The sequence below is a fragment of the Salibacter halophilus genome (assembly GCF_008806325.1).
Classification (GTDB): domain Bacteria; phylum Bacteroidota; class Bacteroidia; order Flavobacteriales_G; family Salibacteraceae; genus Salibacter; species Salibacter halophilus.
This window is the reverse complement of sequence record NZ_WACR01000006.1, coordinates 245,587-264,646: the sequence shown is the minus strand read 5'-3', so window position 1 is coordinate 264,646 and position 19,060 is coordinate 245,587. Positions and strand designations below refer to the sequence as shown.

The following is a 19,060-nucleotide window of genomic DNA, read 5'->3' as shown; positions in this document are numbered from 1 at the left end:
CTCCAAGCACTACATCTCGGCTCGCTTTTCTGAGGTTAACTTCGAGTGTGTAGAGATGCTGTACGAAACCATCGATTCCAGTTACGTGGCCGAGTGTCTTCAAGTGTATCCCAATGGAATTCTACAAAACCAAAAATACAACGAGTTCGTCTCTGCCAGTAATCAAAAGGTGCAGGGAGCCAGCTCAGGAACTGCTGACATTACCTACACGATTGAAAATGCCGCAACTACTTCATCAAACGGCACCAGTTATTTTGAATACGATATTTATGTTTCATCTTCTACTGATGTTTACTTTGACAACGGTTTAGTTCGCATCCAATACAACACTGATGCATTCGGGCAAAACGTGGTGGGCAACAACAAGGTGACGGCCCAGCGCGGAACCGTGACCGCATCGATGGGCGATTACTACGCCCCTTCACCGGGCGACATTTCAACTGATGTATTTGCTGTGGGTGTAGGAGCTGAGCTGAATACGTACAACAGATACCACCTCACTTCTACTCCAACTCAACTGCTCCATGTAAAAATGGAAATCAGCGACTGCAGCGAGCTGCCTGATTTGCAATTCACCGATCAATCCACGATGCTCACGCTCTCGCTCTACACCAACTCACCGGGTAGTTCAAACCTCATTTCGTTTGACAACATCACCGCTACTGATACAGAAAACCGGGACCTGTGTACCATGAACATCACGGGCATGGCACCTTTACAGGTAAATGGCGGAACTGGCGACATCGTCACCATCACGGGGAATTTTTTCGGCTCCACAAAAGGAACAATCATGATGAGAAATACTGATGACGGGGGCGCATCCTGGATTCCGCTCGATGACTACGACATCACGCAGTGGACCGACAACGAGATCAAGATCCGTGTGCCTTCAACGCTACCGATTGACGCAACAAACCCAAATCAATTAAAAACACCTGGTTCAGGAAAAATAAAAGTCATCACCCAATCCGGTTCGAGTGCACAAACTGACTCAACTCTAGAAGTCTATTATTCCTGGAAAAATGGATTTACACTTAACTTTAGTAAATCAAAAGTTTTTTTAGCTGGTATAGACAGTGTTTACGATGAAAACAGCACCAACCAGCAACTGGGCTATTCGCTTATTCCGAACCCCAACATCGTCAACAACAGCAACGCCCTGGGGTGTGTGCGAAAAGCGATTGACGACTGGATATGCGCGACAGAAATCAGGTGGCAACTGGATGATAGTTCTTATGCTCTACCAGATGTTAGAGATACAAACTCTTCCATTCGCTTCGGTCAAACTGAAGCTTCACATGTTCTGGGCGAGACAAGTGTGTGGTATTTAAACTGTAGTGACCCTAATAATAATCCAATGGGGTATAACCCTGATATTGACATCACTCTCTCCAATGCTCCCAACCACAACTGGTTTTACGACAGTACCGGCACTCAGCCTCAACCGGCAGGGAAATTTGATTTTTATTCTGTTATTCTGCACGAACTAGGTCACGGCCACCTGTTGATGCACGTGAACCAAACCGATGACCTGATGTACTGGGAAGCAAAGCACAGCCCTAATAATTCTCTTCCCTGGAATGAAAGAATGACATATTTTTCACTTGCAAATCTTGATGGTGGTCAGGCCATTGTCAATGAAAGTCAATCGGTAAACTTTAGTTTTTGTAATGGTCAAAATCACACAATGGTTCCGCTCCAAAAACAAAACTGCAGCGTGGCGCTGTACACCGACAAACTCAAAGAACCCCGGGAAACCGATCTCACGGCCTACCCCAATCCCTTTGAGCGCTTTGCCAAACTCGAGTTTGAACTGGAACGACAGGCAAACGTGGGCTTAAAACTGTACAGCCTCGATGGACGTTTGGTGCGCTCAAAACCGGGCCAGCAGTACTCGTCAGGTAAACACCGGATCGAGATAAACGGGAACGATTTGCACAGTGGCCTGTATATTGCTATCTTAGCCATTGGCAGCAACGAGTATCCCGTGAAACTAATCAAACGATAATGTCAAAAAAGCTACAACTATCCAAGCCACGGCCGGCAGCACTCCTGGTGTTGCTGGCCTTTATTTCCGCTTCCTGCACCCTGTTGATGCCAGCAGAAAAGCGGCAGTGCTACAGTACGTTAAAGGATTTTGCTGATGAGCATTGGAAATTCAAAGACACTCTATTAGTTGAAAGTATCGAACTTTTTAGAGCAGCAAACAGTAAAGAAATAGATAGCTGTGTTAAAAAGATGTCTGAAAAGGATATTAAACGAATATTCGGCAAGCCTCATGAAATTGTGGTAACACGCTCTAATGTAACCCAATACTATTACTTCATGTTTGAAGCATGTTATCCTATAAGCGAAGCAAAATACTGCAAGTATTATGCTTTTGATTTCAATTCAGAAGGAGCTTGTATTGGCTTTGTTAATGGAGCAGTTGAAAAAAGTCATTAAAATGAATTTAAAAACCTGCTTTTCACTGCTCAGTCTTGTTTTGATTTTCGCTTCGTGTGCGCTGTTGATGCCGGAGGAAAAACGTCAGTGCTACCGTAAGCTGAAGGATTTTGCCAAGGAGAATTGGAAATTCTCAAATCACGACAGCATACTAGTTGAAGACTCTACACTTTTTCATTCGGTAATAAGAATGGGAGGAATAAGTGATTGTGCAGTTGGTATGCAACCAAAAGAGATTAAAAGGATTTTTGGAACACCTCATGAAATTGTAAAAACCAAACACAAGTCAACTAAAAGAGTGGCAAGGTTTTATTACTTCACAGTGTTTTGTTATCCTTCTGTTTCTAAAGTAAACTTCTGTAGCTACTATTCTTTTGATTTTAATAAGAAGGGCGAATGTACATCCTTTGATGCAGGAGGTTTCCAAAAAGAGGTTTGTGGTGATGGGAGTGGGTAAGGATGTTTTTTATTTCAAAAACTCTCTTACAGAGAAAAGATTAGACTTCTTCCATTTTACGTATTTTTTTTCCATTACAAATTCCAACATAGAATTCATTTTGCCCTTGAATAAGTAAAAAAATCACAGCGGCTAAATTCTCTCCAAGCTTAAATTGACTTTTGATCATTTTTATATCTCTTTTTGATGGGCTAGGAATTTTTTCAGGATGAGTATGCCACTCTCCTAGATAGATAGTTCTTTTATTACTATTAACATATTCATAATCAACTACTATCTGAGCATTTTCTTTATTTCTCTCAAATGAATATCTCGTAGCCTTATCTAAGTCATTAGGCTCCGTAGCTTTAGTCAAATAAAATTCATTGCCAATAACTTGGCCCAACAAAATTCCTCCAGCTTCATTTTTAGCAGATTTATCCTGAATGTGGTTCTCCAGTATTTGTTGAACATTATTAGTAATAATCAACTTGGTTTTTTTGTACTTGAAGATTCTCACAATTTGTGTTCTATGATATTAAAACTGTCTTTTACCTGATAGTAATCAGATAATTCTATACCCATTTTATCTAACATATTAAAATCCCCTACCCATGTATATGCTTTACTCTTTTGTGTATCACTATTAGATATTTTTTTCCATAAAAATGGATAAAGTTGTGACAAAAAGTAAATTACATTTGACCCTGAATATGGCATATATGAACTTTGACAGCTTGCCTCCTTCATTTTAAATAGTTCGTTCCCTCTCAAATATTCACTCTTTTTTATTACATTGAATTTAAATAGTTTCCTTTCTTCTGTAGTTTCATAAAACTCTTCATACCTCACATTATCAGGATCAATATAAATACAATGACCGCCAGCTAAATATGGCTCCACCCAAAATATGAATGTAGGTATATTAATAGTTCCTTTCTTAATAAGATCAACGATATATGTTTCTACATTTTGCTTTCCTACAGCCAAAAACAAGAAATCAGAATTATTCAATAGTTTAGTTTCTTTATTACAATAATTTAATACTGATTGATCATACGAATTAACTTTCAATTTTGGGTTCTTCCTAACTAAGTATTCTTTAATCGCCTTTGCTTTGTTTGCTCTTACATGTTCAAAACCTAATAAATGTCTACCTGTGTTTTCGATCGTAAGCAAATCCGGGTCAAACAAAATAAATTCTGACCCTTGAAATCCACTTAAAAAGTGAACCAAATGTGAACCAACACTCCCTAGACCAGCAATTGCAAACTTTTTCTCGTGATCATCATTTGTATAACCACTCGACCTTCTCATAACTCGCTCGTGAGTAAAATCTTTAGGTGATATACGAAAAACATATTTATGCCCCTGTATTCCCTTAGTTGACATTGCTTTTAAAGCACTTAATTTACCTGAAAATCCTTTAGCAGATGATTTAGGAGAAGGATAGAACCAGCCCAAATAATGATCCTTCCTATTAACTCTTTTTTTGAACAAAATTAACTTGTAGGCAGAATTATTATTTAAATACTTTTTAAAGTCATGGTAAATATCATCACTAATATGTTTGATAATTTCAACTGAATCATGACAGTTAATATGATACGGAGGTCGATCATTTAATAAATCTTGATCTATATAAAACACATCATTTTCTACATACCTCATGTTATGTTCATCTAAAAATACTTTAAACCTTTGTGCTTCTTTATTATTTTGAAATAAGATATGTTTAAATCCTCTAAATCTCTTTTCAAGCGAAATCAACGTAACTTTTATTTCACTTGGATTAACAGTAATAAATGACAAAACCTCAGTATTAACATCATTTTCATTTCCATATTGATTTTCCCAATATGAAAGGAACTCTTCTGTAAAGTCTGAGAAGTTTTTTTGGGCGATACCATTTTCAATTATTTGTCTAGCTTTTAGTAAAACTTCTTCAATAATCTCAAATGGTTTATCAATATTTGTTGTTGCTAGAGCTTTATCAATGGTGCATACAAATCGATTTGTATCAACATGAGGAATATGTTTAACTTCCTTGTAACTGGACTCGTTTAAAAAGACATCTGGCAAGCTAACAGGAAAATCATGCATAAAACAAAGAAGGAATGTAAGTTCCTTCTGACCACCTTCAGGAGTCTCTACGGGCCTTGATATGCTCCATACTTCTTCAAATTTTTCAAACCATTTGTTACTTTCTTTTTTTTCCTTATCTGATAAAACCTCAACGTTTTCAATTTTGCTGAGTTTATCAAAAGATTGCTTTCTTAATAGCTCAAAATAAGTCATTAGGCACTTTTTGCTGTATCCCCTATTATTGGCTTTTGAGAATGTTTTTCCGCTCCTTCAATACCGTCCTTTGCCAAAGAACAAGGAAAGCGATCACCTAAATGTTTCTGCCATTTAAGACAAGCATCTTTCTGGTTATTATTTGCTATAGCTTGATTAGCAGAATTTATAAAGCTTTCAAGCCTCTCAAGAAAATAATTTTTATTTGAATTTGAGTAGTCAATAAATAGATCCTCGTCCTTCGGTGTAGTCGGCCTAGGACATTTGCACTCATTGTTACTTAAATATTGCTGTATCCTTTGCAAAGTATCTCTCAAAGAGATGTCATCTCTCTCATTTGCAACATAATTTTCTGCTGCCAATATGGTCATGATTATCCCTGGAGGCATTTCTCCTCTTAAGTGATCTCCCCATCCTTTTAAATACCGAACTATTCTTCTCAACTGTACATCATTTTTACGAATATCTGTTAACCAACGTTCGTATTCTGAATACATCTTACTCTCAAGAATATATGATTTTTGAAACCCCGACTCTATTTTCTCCTCAAACCAAGCAATAAACTCTACAGGATTACTTAATATCCACCCTTTCTTTTTATGAGCAAGATCTGCTGCTTCGTCATTATCCGCATAATATATTGGTAGATCAATATGGAATTTCTCCTTTTTGTAAATAACTCTAACACAAGTATCTTTATCACTCACAGTCCCATATTTTTCACTCTCTCCAACAGAGAAAGCAACCCATTTATGAAATGTATCTATAGTAGCCCTTTCTTCTTTCTTTAATTTCCCGACAAAGTACACTCCATCATCTAGATCAAAGTCATCATCTTTAGGCGTGATAATAGTATCCATTACAAATGAACCTTGACTTTGAAACTCCAATTTATGATTGCCAATTTCGTCTTCTGGAAGATCTACAAATCTTCTTTTCATACGATCTCTTAAATTATCCCTGACCTGTCGTAATAACTCTCTTTTATCATCACTTAGTTTAATTGTAGAGTTGTAATGTTTAAATAATTCGTTACAGTTAGCCATATTATTATTATTTATAATGTTAGAATATTCCTTTTAGTTTTTTTGATTTAAATTCAACTTCCATAATACCTCGTGTCTGTTCTTTTCTATTAGTAAAATAATGTCCAATCAATTTTTGTGGTTCATTATTATGTGCTGGTATGAATTTCAACATATTTGCTCCCTCATGACAATCAAGATCTGCATTTTCTTTACTGCCATTATTAAAGTAGTATAAATAAATACTATGAAATCCATCTTCTTTTTTTATACTCTCAACTAAACTTTTTGAATTCGTACTAGGCTTATTTTCATTTTTAAAATATGAATTTACCTTAATTGCTGAAGAAGTCTGTTTTACCTCTACAAAACATTCAGTTTCACCAGGACTACCATGAAACTCATATTTCACTTTCCCCTCGTACCTCCCATTTATATTAGGCACATCAACTAACAAGTTAAAAACGGGTAGTTTCCACAATACCCTATCATACAAAAGCAGAAAAGAAGCAATTAAGGAAGCATTTCCAGGAGCTCTTAGAAATTCAATATTTGCATCTTTCATAAGTGGAAACAATAGACCATCTATTATAAGATCTATGAGTCCTGCAAGACTCAGTATAATTACTATTAACGGTGTTGTGTAATAATATTTAAAACTCATTAGTTCATATAATTTCTGCCTTTTTATCAGCTGATTAACTACTTTTAAACATAGCTATCCATTTACTACAATGAATAGGAAGCAATCTGATGACTACATCACAACGGTGTTAGTCATACCGAAAGAGAAAAAATGAGGGGAGAGATGCAGATTTGAAAATATTTCTACATTTGCAGCCTCCAATCTCAAATTTGGAAAAATTCATGAGCTGTTCCTGTCCGCAAAAACTGTAACAGCTCATAAAAAATTCTAGCAGTTGCTCTCTTCGGGCAACTGCTTTTTTTCACAGTTAACAGAAATTAACAAGAAAAGTGCCAAACGTTGAAACATGTGTTTTTGAATACAAAACAGCCAGTTTGACATACGTTTGGGCAAAAAAAAATGTCATGTTAATGACAAGTTGTACTTATTGAAAAACAATAAGTTTTGACACACAGACATTATATAAGCCACTACTACTTTCTTACTCCAAGCTTTAAGTTATAATTCGGCTAATCATTAAAAATGAAAAGTTGATATTAGAGTCTTATCATATCAAAAGACGATTACTAAAAGCGATATTGTATTCTAAATAGAGAACCTCTCTTTTAACTTTGACTTTATTCGTTCATCAATAAATGAACAAAGTTCATCTCCATCTGCAAATTCATAACTTAGATAATTATGATAATCCCCTTCTGAAAGAAAGCATATGAACAAACCCCAAACAATCCAAATCTTTCTTCCTGATGGTTCGCCCAGTAGCGTGATAATTGCAGCGTTGAGTTAAAGACTTTGCTGATAAAAACTGGAAATTCAAAGAGTATTAAACCCACAAACAAAAAAGCCCCAACAGCGCAATGCTATCGGGGCTTTTTAAATTATTGGGATACTAATTAAAAGTGAAACATCACTTTTAGTGCTCCCTGCATGTTGTCAGTATCCATGTCGAACTCGCGTTCTCCACCGAGTTCTGTTTCTACCTCTTCAACACCGGTAAAGCTCGCTCTCTCGATGCGTGATACGCCATCAGCTTGTGAGCGATACATTGGGCCCCAGCCGAATTCACCACCAATTGAAAGCTTTGGTGCCACGAAATACTCAACTCCAACAAAAGCTCTCGCTCCTACCATCCAGGTAGTTCCTGCCTCTGAGAGGATAGGACGTTGAGAACCCTGTGTTGATGTACCGGCATCAAAATCATCAGTATAAAAAACAGATGGGTTTGATTCTGTAAGCGCATTCCCGTATTCGTACTCTGTGCTCTGAGTAGAAAGGCCTAACTGGAGCTCAGCTCCGTAGTAACCCTGAATACGCGAGTTCCCTTTACGTTTTTCAATACCTCCGCTCAGTAAATAGATTCCCGTGTTCTGAACACGAGTATCTTCTACCACATCCTGTGGAGATAAAGCGCCCATATCCTGAACAAAGTTGTCAGTCTTCGTAGAGTTAACGCCAATGCGCAATGCACCACGAATAACAAAGTCTTCTTCCATGAAGTACTTTCCAAAAATAGTTTGGTTGTTATTCAGGAATCCAAAGGCTGTTGTGTTTCCTGAAGTTCCGTTCATCGTGTTTCCCAAAAAGTTGAGAAAAGGAACAGCATTTACACCGAGTGCCCAATCGCCCTGTTCAGGAAGGATAGGGACTCCTTTTTTGCTTTTGAGTTGCATATCATTTTGCTGATCTGCACTCTCGTCATTCTGAGCCATTGCACCTGAAAGCACAAATGTCCCGGCTATTATTAATGAAGCTATCTTTTTCATATCAATTTAGCTTTTTGAGATTCTTATTGATAAATGATGTCGTAAACCTTCGTCTGCTGATGAGTAACTGTGATTGAGTCTGTCATCATAGAGAAATTAACGCTCTGTGTGTTGTTGTTAGAGTCGAGAACAACATCTCTTTTGAACTCATCACCATAAATTTCAACAGCAACCGTTTTAGAGCCTGCTTTTACGTTGAGCTCGTAGTTTCCATCAGCATCGGTTGTTGCTGTGTAAACTTTTGATGGGTAGTTGAAATTTGGATCAACATTCGTTGTGAGATCTGCAGTGCTGATACGTGCATAAATGTTGATTCCCTCTACGTTTTCCAAATTTGTCACAAAATTTGTGTCATTGCGCAGGTCGAGTTGTGCCTGTACATTTCCTGTAATCGTGGCAGAAGTAGAAACATTCACTTCTTTGGGATCATCTTTTTCACAGCTTGTAAACATTATAGCTGCTCCGGCAAGGGCCAGAATTGAAATTTTCAGTCTTTTCATAATTCATTAATTTTTAGGTTAAACTGGGGTAAAAGTAATGTTTTAATAGATGCAGAATAACAACACAACCCTTTTTAGCTTAACTTTTTACAAACACGGTTACGTGGAAAGATTTTCTTTTTTTTGATGCAACCATCCCTAAAAATAGGCTCTAACTTGCATGTTTCCAGTGTGTATGGTCTTTACATCAGTCGATTTGCGACCGGCATAAGTTAGGTTGACCTGGAGGTTTTTACCTATGCTGCGCTGGAAGCTTACCTCCCACGTCCCATTCACTCCCGAGTTGAGCCCCTGGAGCATTTCATAAGCAACCGGGCTATTAGTGGGCCCGTCAAAATCGATATCGATGTAGCTGGCTTTCATAATCACGCTTCCCTTGCCTACCTGATTCCACCTAAGCTCGCTGTTGACACTTTGCGTAGTGGCCGTTTCACCATCTATCTCGGGTAATGTGTTGTTTTGCTCATCGTACTCAACGCTCAACTTAACCTGAACTTTAGCGCTGGGTTGATACGTTACAACCGGCTCTGCGCGGTAGTACTCGATGTTGTAATTGCGGTTCTGAAAAAACTCTGATGAAGTACTTTTTGTCCCCAATCTGCCAATCAGGTTTATTTGCCAACTATCGATAAAGTTCAGGCGCAAATCGGTAAGGTGGTAACGGTCAGATCGCGATTCAAAGCCGTTGCTCAACAGGTTTTTATTCACCAAATCCTGGTACGTCCACTCCATTCCGTAATTCTCATTTGATCTGTTGAAAAACAACGTGTTCCTGAATGAGTTGGTCATGGAAATCAGCACGCTGTCGCTCGCAGCACGGTAAAACGGATTGAATCGGTCAAAGCCTTCATCTCGGAGCGTTTTCCGGCTGATGCGGTAAGATGACTGATTGGAAAACTTCGCCAGGAATTCCTTCAACCCATCTTCGTTACGCCAGGCTCTGACCGGCATTAGATTTAACTGTTGATTGAACTGGTTGGAATACGTTCTCACAAAGTCGTTCGTGGTGACAGAAATACGCATAAAATTCGCCTGGTCCTGAAATTGAGCAATTTCAAACTCGTCCTGTTCCTGCACATCATTCCCGTTGTAATCAGTCCAGGTGTAGGTTCCCTGACCCGGAGCCACCTCAACGTAAACGTATTCTTTCTCCTCTTCCAGTCCGCCACCAATCTCGTAAAAACTGGTGCTCGAAATTGCTCCTTCAAGCGCTCTGAACGAATACTCGAGCCGACTGATCAGGTTGCGCTCCGGATCGCCATCGTAAATGGAAGTATCCTGAACTTCAAGCGTACGGTAAGTGGCTTTTCCTTTGAGCGTACTGTTGGGATTTTTGTTGAGGGCAAACTGGAAAGCGTACATGTTCCCGAGTGTAGCCGTTTGCAAATTACCGTTTTTCACGCCTCTGTCTGTTCGGTTGGTGTAACCCAGTTTGTAAAAATTCTCGGCCGAGTCTGCCTTTTGGACAAACGCCTCCCACTCCCACCAGCCGTAGGCTGTGTTGTTGAGCGAATCGGTTTGTGGCGTGTAGCGCAGATTGTTTTCCAAATCATCGCGGTAACCGATTTCCAAAAAGCTGATTTCCTTTGTAGCTAGCGTTTTGTGGCGGTAATATTCTGATTTTGACAACTCGCCCGATGTTGTGGTTTGGCTGGCATCAAAATCCACGTCAAATCCGTTCCGCTCTACATTTACTTTTCCCGAATGGCGGAGCGCTTCATATTCAGAGCCGCCCATGAAACTCTTGAAAGCGTAATCCATGCTCCCCAGGCTATCTTTGAAAAGCCCAAGATTGAAAGTTGGTAGAAACTGCGTTTTGGTCAGATCCAAGTCCCGGATATTCCAATCGCGGTCAAATTCAATTGAGCGGAATCGCTGGATGGGTTCAAAGGTGTCGTTTACGTACTCAATATCACCACCTACGGAGAGCGTGAGCGGTTTTTGGCTCTGACCGAGAGGTTGATTGGTCGAAATGCCGGCTCTCACAGCCTGACCGTAATCATCGCCCGAGTCCTCATCGCTAAACGTGTTGAGATCGGTTTTAGAAAGGGCCACCTCAAAAAACGAAGATGTTCGTTCGTTCACATCGTACGTTCCGCCAAAGGTGAACATCTGGCGCTGCTTGGGTGTGACGAGCAAAATCACTGGCTCGTACCGTCCCTGGGGCTGTCCATTCACAGGCGCAATGTATTCGTAAACGCGGCCATTGGCCCCGGATTGTACTTCGATGTAATTTCCGTTGCCGGGACCCACATCGCTGAATTGCACGCGGTAAATGGCGCTGTCGGGATTGGTGCTGTAAACGTAAATGGAATCGACTCCGTTGTTCTCTACCGAATCTGGAATGCGTTTGTAGAGGACTTCGCCCTGTTGATAGCCAACTGCATTGGCCGATGGCGCAAACGCGTTTTCAATGTCATCGCCCACGTTTTCCAAAATATTTCGCTGGTTGTCGTTGATATCCTGCTGAAACGGCTGATTCTTGCTGTCCTGCTCGCTATAAGCATTGAAGTTGAGTTTGAGCTTGCCCAAATCGAGGTTGTCGTGAAACTCGAGCAATGAGCGCGCATAAGCCTGGCTGCTGTACTGAAACTCCACGATAATACGCTCGTCCTTCGTGATCGGCTGGAGAGCTGTAAACGTAATTTCGGCTTTGTTGTAATCGATCACGTAATCGTAATCCTCACCGCGCTTGAGCAACTTTCCATCGATGTACACCTTTTCCGTTCCACTGAGAATGATGATGAATTGCTCATTGTCTGATCCCGAGAGACGATAAGGTCCCTGGTTTCCCTCCACACCCTGAATGATGTTGCGGGCAAATTTACCGCGAGACAGGGCAGCACTGGCTCCCACTTCATTTTTGTAGTCTTTATCACGGTCAGAGCCGAACGAAAACTCGGTCTCGAATGCTCCGCCTCGCAGCCTTTTTTGGTAATCGAGGAAATAGCTATTGGGATCTTCGATCATGTAATCTCCGGCCGTGAGCTGGCTGTTATCGCCATAAACCTGGATGTACACCTGGTCAAAATCCTGGAGTTGCTGCGTGTTCCCCTCTGGCTGAACGGGAATATTCTCGTCAGATATTGCTGCTCGAACGCCCACGTCATCAGTGATTTTTCCATTCAACTGCAAATTGAGGTTGGAGTTCACGCCCAGGTTCTGATTGTTACCAAAATTGATTCCGCGCGAAATACTGCCCGATTTGTTGAGACTGCTCAACGTGAATCCTTCACCGGGATCGGGCGCTTTGACGTAAGAAAACGGATTTTGCTTTCCCGTGTAATCGGGCCGGAAAGTATTGGGGTTTTTGTTTTGGTAGGTTCTGAACATCTCAGTGGGAAAAATGCGGTACGTAATTTCGATAGAATCGGTTGTGGCGTTTTGGGGAACGAGCTTGCTTTCGCCCGCCAAAAGTTCAAACTGAATTTTGGGTTTTGTGACCACCGAGTTGGGAATCACCGGCAACGAATCGATTTGAATGGTATCAGTTACCGGGCGTTTTACCGTGCGGATATTGGAGAGCTGACCGCTCACCAACAAAGGGAAGCCACTGACAATGAGCGCTGTAAAAAGTAAACGAAGAATTTCCCTTTTCATATCCATCGCACCGTTTAGGCGAGTGTTGCAAATGAACGCATATTGAGGGAATTAAGTATGTTATTGCGGAAAGGTGATAGTATATATAATCTCATGCTGCACTCAAGAACAAAATACAGTCATAAAATAACATTCTCAGTAAAAAAGGCCGCTTGATCGAGCGGCCTTCAAATCTAACCCTACACTAAAAAAAACTAACTTTCACCTACTAAGGTAAAAATACTTTTCAAAAAAGCCGTATATGATAACAGCTTTTTCAATTTATGCTTTACTCAAGCACATTGTAAAATTAAAAAACTTTAGCGGAAAATCAAAAATGAATAGTTTAGATTTAATTATTGCTAAAATACCAGAATAACAAGAAAACCCTGACAAGTTTACCATTTTCTCCTCCGGGCAAGAGTTTTATTCTTCCCGTAGATCGAACTGTTCAAAAGCAAAAAATTGGGCACAAAAAAAGGAGCCATCTACCGACAGCTCCTTATTCAAACCTACTATTTACACAATGAAAAAACCTATTTTTTCATTATCCTAAATTTAAAAAAACTTTAGCTGTAAAAAAAGCCGCCACGATGGACGGCTTCATTTTAATCTACTAATCACCTAAAAAACTATCTATTGATTCAATAGATCAAAAAGGGAGTTGATAAAACAAAAAACCTAACAGGTTTAGGAAACCTTTCTGGTTTGCCGCGTTTACCTCCCGGCAAGAGTTTTAGTCTTCCTGTCGGTTGACTGGCTTGAATATACATTATTCACTTTTTCTAAGCAAAAAATGATATACATTGCTATTGGAAACAGTAATAGCGTAGGAATCCACAAACTCGTATCCGTTAGCAGACATAAAGTTCAAGGCATCTACCATCGAGTTAAATTCTAAATTTTTTCCTTCTTTGTCTTTGATTACGGTGTTTTTAGAAGCTTTGAGAAACTTTACTTCCTGACCAAAATCTATTTGAATATTGAGTTTGGAGCTAAATGCTTTAGATGCACCAACAATTTCGACATACTGCACATCGATTTCATCAATTGGTGAGCCATTAACAGTTTGAGCATTTCCTATATTACTTGTGAATGCGATTATTACTACAATTATAATTGTCTTTAAAATTTCATGTCTATTCATTTTAGTTGTTAAGTAAAAGAAACCCGAGAGATCAACTTGAACTGCCGGGTTTGGGGTGGCTTAATTTTCAGCGGTTGTTTTATTATTCAAGTATAGTGCCATCAGTGAAAATGACTTTTTCAGGCTTCCAAACTACTTTAATATCTTTTAGTTCTTTATTTTTAAGCCTTTGGTGTTCATCTGTAAATTGGTTGTAATCACTTTGAGCATTCCATTTTATTTGCTCACCAGATTTGATTGGCTGGTCATACGTTAGATTAAGTGAGTAAATTTCTTCATCAAAAACATCGTTGAAAACGACTGCGCCTTTTACAGCTCTTATGTCTTTATCACTCTTGTTTTTAATTGCAAAACCATACGTAAGAAATTCTTCGTACTGAGCTTCATAAAATCCTTTATCAAAACAACTCACCATTACGGCATTTTGAAGTCTCTCTATACGCTCAGCTTCTTCACGAGCAGCTTTTTCAGCCATAGCTTTTTGTTCCGCTTCTTTTTCCTCTTGCTTCCTTTTCCATTCCTTTCCTTCTTCTAAAATCTCGCGATATGTCATCCCCTCAATGCTTTCCTGCTGAAACGCCTTTCGCATTACGGTTCCGATCAATAATTTTTTGTCACTGGAATCGAGTTCTTTACTCAATACTTTAAAATCTTCCTTTGACGATTCTTCAGTATAGGTCCTGTCAAGTGGTGATGAGCAAGCTGTAATTACAGCAACTAATAAAATGAATATTCCTTTTTTCATGTTTTGATTATTTTGATTCCTCACAAAACAGCAAAACATATTTGTCAAATAGAGTCAACAAGTTGGAAGTTACCCTCACATTGACTTCATTTGTCGCAAAACTTTTGTTTTGTTTAATCAAAATCGCATATACCGGGTATTTTCATTGATTAATTACCTCAAAGCTAAACCTCCTAAGAGCTGCCGGAATTTATCTTCGCTATTAGAAATTTCCCAACGTTCAGTTTATCGATACATCGACTTATTAATTCAACTTGGTTTTGATGTGCAAAAGGACCGGTACGGGAAATTTTTCATCCCGAATAAAGAAAATACCCCTGAATTTAATCCACAGGAAATTGACTTTTTGAAAAAGCTGGTGAAGACTGCCGGTAAAAGTTCAAAACTAGCTCATAGTGTGCTTAATAAAATCAGCAGTTGGTCAAACCTGGAAGTTGGCGCTGAAAACCTTTTCAATGCTCACCTGGGCAAGGTTATTGAAAAACTATCTCAGGCAATTGCTGAAGAGAAACAGGTTGTTTTGAAAAAGTATTACTCAGCCAACAGCCAATCAATAACAAACCGTTTAATTGAGCCTACAAAATTTACAGATAACTACGAATCAATATCAGGGTTTGAAGTTGGTACTAAGAAGAACAAGTTTTTCAACATAGAACGCATCTCAGAAGTTGAAATTCTCGACAAGCACTTTCAGTTTGAAGAGCAGCATCAGTTTTATAAGCCCGATGTTTTTGGGTTTAGGGGAAATAAAATGGAGAAGGAAGTTGAGTTAAAACTTTCTCTGCGGTCTCGCCTGTTGCTCAAAGAAGAATATCCGTTGAGTAGCCCCTTTATCAAGCCTCTCGGTTCTGAACAATACCTTTTTAAAACGAAAGTACAAAGTTACAAAGCTCCGGCTCGCTTTGTTTTGGGCTTAAAAAGTGACATTGAAGTTTTGGGAGACAAAGGGTTTATTCAGTTTTTAGATGATCTATAAAAAAAGCCACCCGTAAAGGATGGCCTCAAATCAATAAAAAACCTAACCAATTATTATTCTCATTATACTTCAAATCTAAAAAAATTAAAAAAACTGCCACATTAAAGGCGGCTTTTTCCATTCCCTTAGAGAAGGGAATTATGAAAATTAAAAGAGATATAAAACTACAAATTTTAATCCATTTTAAAGATTCACTCTCTTTTTCCTTTAATTTGAAAGATCAACTCAATATCTCATGACAATAACAGACTACATCACCAGCATCGACAAACGTTACAAAACTGGTATTTCCCGTGAACACTCTTATCGCGGAGACCTGCAAACTTTACTGGAAAAACTCGCTCCTGAAATAGTTGTAACAAACGAGCCGGCTCGTATTGAGTGCGGTGCACCAGATTACATTCTGACTAAAGGAAAAATTCCGGTCGGGTACATTGAAGCTAAAGATATTGGCGCTGACCTGGGAAGCAAATCCTATAAAGAGCAATTTAACCGCTACAGCTCTTCTCTCGATAACCTCATCATCACCAATTATCTCGATTTTTGGCTCTACCGAAATGGTGAACTGGTAAAAAAGATCAGTATTGGAACTGTTACGGGCAAAAACATTGAACCAAACCTCAATGAGTTTCATGATTTTGAAAACCTCATTGCCGATTTCATCTCAACATACGGCCAAACCATTAAATCTGCCCAAAAGCTGAGTAAAATGATGGCAAACAAAGCCCGCCTCATGAAAGAAGTGTTTGAAAAAACACTGGATGCCGATATTGCCGATGAACTCAATCCAAACACCTCATTGCAGGAACAATACAACGTCTTTAAGCAAATATTAATCTATGATATTACACCAAAAGGATTTGCCGATATCTATGCTCAAACAATTGCTTACGGCATGTTTGCCGCAAGACTCCACGACCCCACCCTCGATGATTTTAGCCGGCAGGAAGCTGCTACACTCATCCCGCAAACAAACCCGTTTTTGCGAAAACTTTTCCAGTACATAGCCGGTTATGACCTCGATAATCGCTTAGCCTGGATCGTAGATGATCTCAGTGACATATTCAGAGCCACAAACGTTGCCGATCTCCTCAAAGATTTTGGCAAAAAAACGGCCATGAACGATCCCATCATCCATTTTTACGAAACCTTCCTGGCAGAGTACGATCCCAAATTGCGTAAAAGCCGCGGTGTTTGGTACACGCCAGAGCCGGTTGTCAATTTCATCGTAAGAGCAGTTGACGACATTCTCAAAGATGAGTTTGGCTTAAAAGACGGACTTGCCGATACCTCTAAAACAAAAATCAAAACCAAAGTTGCCACAGACGACAAGCGCTCAAAAACGGGCTACAAAGAAGTTGAAAAAGAAGTTCATAAAGTTCAGATCCTGGACCCCGCAACAGGAACCGGTACTTTCTTGGCAGAAGTTGTCAGGCAAATACACAGCCGGTTTAAAGGACAGGAAGGCATTTGGAGTAAATACGTTGATGACCACCTGATACCGAGGCTCAACGGGTTTGAGATTTTAATGGCCTCTTACGCCATGGCACACCTCAAGCTCGATTTGCTCCTCTCTGCCACTGGCTTTAAGCCCCAAAAAGAACAACGCTTTCGCGTTTACCTCACCAACAGCCTCGAAGAACACCACCCTGATACAGGATCTCTTTTCGCAAACGCATTAAGTAACGAGGCTAACGAAGCTAACTTTATTAAACGAGACACACCCGTAATGTGTGTGATTGGTAATCCGCCATATAGCGGTGAAAGCCAAAATAAAGGCAAGTGGATCATGAACCTTATGGATGATTATAAAAAAGAACCAGGAGGAAAAGAAAAACTGAAAGAACAAAATTCAAAATTCATCAATGACGATTATGTAAAGTTTTTGCGATACGGTCAGCATTTCATAGAAAAAAACGGAAGTGGTGTTTTGGCTTTTATCAATCCACACGGGTTCTTAGATAATCCAACTTTCAGGGGTATGCGTTGGTATTTGCTTAAAACTTATGACAAAATTTATACGATTGATTTACACGGTAATGCTAAGAAAAAAGAAACTGCCCCAGATGGCAGTGCTGACGTTAATGTTTTTGACATTGAACAAGGTGTTTCAATCAATTTTTTTATAAAAACAGGAAAGAAAAAACCAAACGAATTAGGCAAAGTTTATCATTATGACCTTTATGGTAAACGAGATTTAAAGTATGATTTTCTAACCGAAAACAGTCTGAAATCAACACCCTATAATGAAGTTGAACTAACTGCTCCTGAATATTTTTTAATGCCTAAAGATTTTGAATATAAAAACGAATATGACAAAGGTTTTCAATTAAAGGAGTTGTTTATAGAATCGTCATTAGGTGTTTTGTCAAAAAATGACAGCGTTACTATCGAATTTGAAAAATCAACCCTAAATGGAATAATTGAAAACTTTAGAAATTTAGAAGAATCTGAATTACGGAAAATCTATAACTTAAAAAGCGATAGTAGAGATTGGATTTTGTCTAAAGCAAAGGAAGATTTAACTGAAAGTTGCAGTGAAAATAATTTCAAAATGATTACATATCGTCCATTTGATAACAGATGGACATATTTCACAGGCAAGCCAAAAGGTTTTTTTGCATATAGCCAAAATCGCATTATGAAAAATATGCGAGAAGGTAAAAATTTTGCATTAATATCAGGCAGACAAGGTCAAGCCGTTGGAAGTATGCAATGGAATTTATCTTTTATCACTAACACGATTTCAGACCAAAACATTTATTATCGTGGCGGTGGAAGTGTTTTTCCTCTTTACCTTTATCCTGAAACCAACGGACAACAAATAATTGAACAATCAGACACTTCGACAAGCTCAGTGCAGGGTCGAACACCAAATCTAAAAACTGAAATAGTAAATCAAATTGCAGCGAATTTAGGTTTGACTTTTACCCACGAAAAAGAAACTACCGAAAACACCTTTGCCCCCATTGACATTTTGGATTACATCTATGCTGTATTGCACAGCCCAACTTACCGCGAGAAAAACGAGGAATTCCTCAAAATTGATTTCCCCCGTGTACCGTACCCTAAAGACAAAGAAGTATTTTGGCAGTTGGTAAAGCTGGGTGGTGAAATACGTCAAATTCACTTGCTGGAAAGCCCAAAGGTTGAAGAGTTTATAACACAGTACCCTGAACCCGGTGATAATATTGTTGAAAAGCCAAAATACGTTCCAATTCCCAAAAATGAGGACAAGGGTATTTTACAGGGAAACGTTTTCATCAATGAAAACCAGTACTTTGCTAATGTGCCGCTGAATGCGTGGAAATTTCACATAGGCGGCTACCAACCTGCCCAAAAATGGCTCAAAGACCGCAAAGGCCGTGAGTTATCCATTGACGATATTCGCCACTATCAAAAAATTATTGTAGCGCTTTCAGAAACTGACAGGTTGATGAAGGAAGTTGATAAGGTTTTCGTGATTGAAGAGGGCGAAAATAAAACCTAACAGGTTTTGG

The 19,060-nt window shown here is 39.1% G+C and carries 14 protein-coding genes; 5 read left to right on the top strand and 9 right to left on the bottom strand.

Going from position 1 to position 19,060, the window contains the following annotated elements; translation table 11 throughout:
• The 3 genes from F3059_RS08670 to F3059_RS08660 form a co-directional block, all read left to right on the top strand.
• A partial coding sequence (locus tag F3059_RS08670; RefSeq protein ID WP_151168258.1) for a T9SS type A sorting domain-containing protein occupies positions 1-2,008 on the top strand: 2,008 nt, incomplete at its 5' end.
• Positions 2,008-2,445 carry a hypothetical protein gene (locus F3059_RS08665; protein ID WP_151168256.1) on the top strand — a complete coding sequence of 146 codons (438 nt, stop codon included), beginning with the start codon at positions 2,008-2,010 and terminating at the stop codon, positions 2,443-2,445. The genes F3059_RS08670 and F3059_RS08665, both read left to right, overlap by 1 nt.
• Before the next feature lies 1 nt (position 2,446).
• The gene (locus F3059_RS08660) at positions 2,447-2,902 is read left to right on the top strand and encodes a hypothetical protein (RefSeq protein WP_151168254.1); all 456 of its coding nucleotides are present in this window, start codon (positions 2,447-2,449) and stop codon (positions 2,900-2,902) included.
• Positions 2,903-2,942: 40 nt separating this feature from the next.
• Here F3059_RS08660 and F3059_RS08655 read toward each other — a convergent pair whose 3' ends face one another.
• The 9 genes from F3059_RS08655 to F3059_RS08615 form a co-directional block, all read right to left on the bottom strand.
• Positions 2,943-3,401 carry a Mov34/MPN/PAD-1 family protein gene (locus F3059_RS08655; RefSeq protein WP_170265135.1) on the bottom strand — a complete coding sequence of 153 codons (459 nt, stop codon included), beginning with the start codon at positions 3,399-3,401 and terminating at the stop codon, positions 2,943-2,945.
• Entirely contained in the window at positions 3,398-5,179 is a 1,782-nt protein-coding gene (locus tag F3059_RS08650; RefSeq protein ID WP_151168250.1) for an E2/UBC family protein, read from the bottom strand. Before F3059_RS08650 ends, F3059_RS08655 begins: the two co-directional genes overlap by 4 nt.
• Entirely contained in the window at positions 5,179-6,225 is a 1,047-nt protein-coding gene (locus F3059_RS08645; protein WP_151168248.1) for a cyclic GMP-AMP synthase DncV-like nucleotidyltransferase, read from the bottom strand. Before F3059_RS08645 ends, F3059_RS08650 begins: the two co-directional genes overlap by 1 nt.
• A 19-nt stretch (positions 6,226-6,244) precedes the next feature.
• Positions 6,245-6,868, bottom strand: coding sequence for a Cap15 family cyclic dinucleotide receptor domain-containing protein (locus F3059_RS08640; RefSeq protein WP_151168246.1), 624 nt, complete (start codon positions 6,866-6,868; stop codon positions 6,245-6,247).
• A gap of 875 nt (positions 6,869-7,743) precedes the next feature.
• Complete coding sequence (locus tag F3059_RS08635) at positions 7,744-8,613, bottom strand: hypothetical protein (protein WP_151168244.1); 870 nt, start codon at positions 8,611-8,613, stop codon at positions 7,744-7,746.
• Between the two features lie 23 nt (positions 8,614-8,636).
• Complete coding sequence (locus F3059_RS08630; protein ID WP_151168242.1) at positions 8,637-9,113, bottom strand: carboxypeptidase-like regulatory domain-containing protein; 477 nt, start codon at positions 9,111-9,113, stop codon at positions 8,637-8,639.
• Between the two features lie 138 nt (positions 9,114-9,251).
• On the bottom strand, positions 9,252-12,713 hold the full coding sequence (locus F3059_RS08625) for a hypothetical protein (protein WP_151168240.1): 3,462 nt from the start codon (positions 12,711-12,713) through the stop codon (positions 9,252-9,254).
• 751 nt (positions 12,714-13,464) lie between these two features.
• Entirely contained in the window at positions 13,465-13,839 is a 375-nt protein-coding gene (locus F3059_RS08620) for a hypothetical protein (RefSeq protein WP_151168239.1), read from the bottom strand.
• A gap of 82 nt (positions 13,840-13,921) precedes the next feature.
• Positions 13,922-14,584 (bottom strand): hypothetical protein, encoded by a 663-nt coding sequence (locus F3059_RS08615; protein ID WP_151168237.1) that lies wholly within the window; start codon positions 14,582-14,584, stop codon positions 13,922-13,924.
• A gap of 109 nt (positions 14,585-14,693) precedes the next feature.
• Here F3059_RS08615 and F3059_RS08610 point away from each other — a divergent pair, with 109 nt between their 5' ends.
• Positions 14,694-15,560, top strand: coding sequence for a helix-turn-helix transcriptional regulator (locus tag F3059_RS08610; protein WP_151168235.1), 867 nt, complete (start codon positions 14,694-14,696; stop codon positions 15,558-15,560).
• 235 nt (positions 15,561-15,795) lie between these two features.
• Positions 15,796-19,050: a type ISP restriction/modification enzyme gene (locus tag F3059_RS08605; RefSeq protein ID WP_151168233.1), complete on the top strand. Its 3,255-nt coding sequence runs from the start codon at positions 15,796-15,798 to the stop codon at positions 19,048-19,050.
• The last annotated feature ends 10 nt before the right edge of the window (positions 19,051-19,060 follow it).

Coding starts and splice junctions, on each gene's coding strand:
- F3059_RS08625 (WP_151168240.1), bottom strand. CDS start 12,713: ATGAAAAGGGAAATTCTTCGTTTACTTTTTACAGCGCTCATTGTCAGT.
- F3059_RS08650 (WP_151168250.1), bottom strand. CDS start 5,179: ATGACTTATTTTGAGCTATTAAGAAAGCAATCTTTTGATAAACTCAGC.
- F3059_RS08660 (WP_151168254.1), top strand. CDS start 2,447: ATGAATTTAAAAACCTGCTTTTCACTGCTCAGTCTTGTTTTGATTTTC.
- F3059_RS08605 (WP_151168233.1), top strand. CDS start 15,796: ATGACAATAACAGACTACATCACCAGCATCGACAAACGTTACAAAACT.
- F3059_RS08665 (WP_151168256.1), top strand. CDS start 2,008: ATGTCAAAAAAGCTACAACTATCCAAGCCACGGCCGGCAGCACTCCTG.
- F3059_RS08615 (WP_151168237.1), bottom strand. CDS start 14,584: ATGAAAAAAGGAATATTCATTTTATTAGTTGCTGTAATTACAGCTTGC.
- F3059_RS08630 (WP_151168242.1), bottom strand. CDS start 9,113: ATGAAAAGACTGAAAATTTCAATTCTGGCCCTTGCCGGAGCAGCTATA.
- F3059_RS08620 (WP_151168239.1), bottom strand. CDS start 13,839: ATGAATAGACATGAAATTTTAAAGACAATTATAATTGTAGTAATAATC.
- F3059_RS08645 (WP_151168248.1), bottom strand. CDS start 6,225: ATGGCTAACTGTAACGAATTATTTAAACATTACAACTCTACAATTAAA.
- F3059_RS08635 (WP_151168244.1), bottom strand. CDS start 8,613: ATGAAAAAGATAGCTTCATTAATAATAGCCGGGACATTTGTGCTTTCA.
- F3059_RS08640 (WP_151168246.1), bottom strand. CDS start 6,868: ATGAGTTTTAAATATTATTACACAACACCGTTAATAGTAATTATACTG.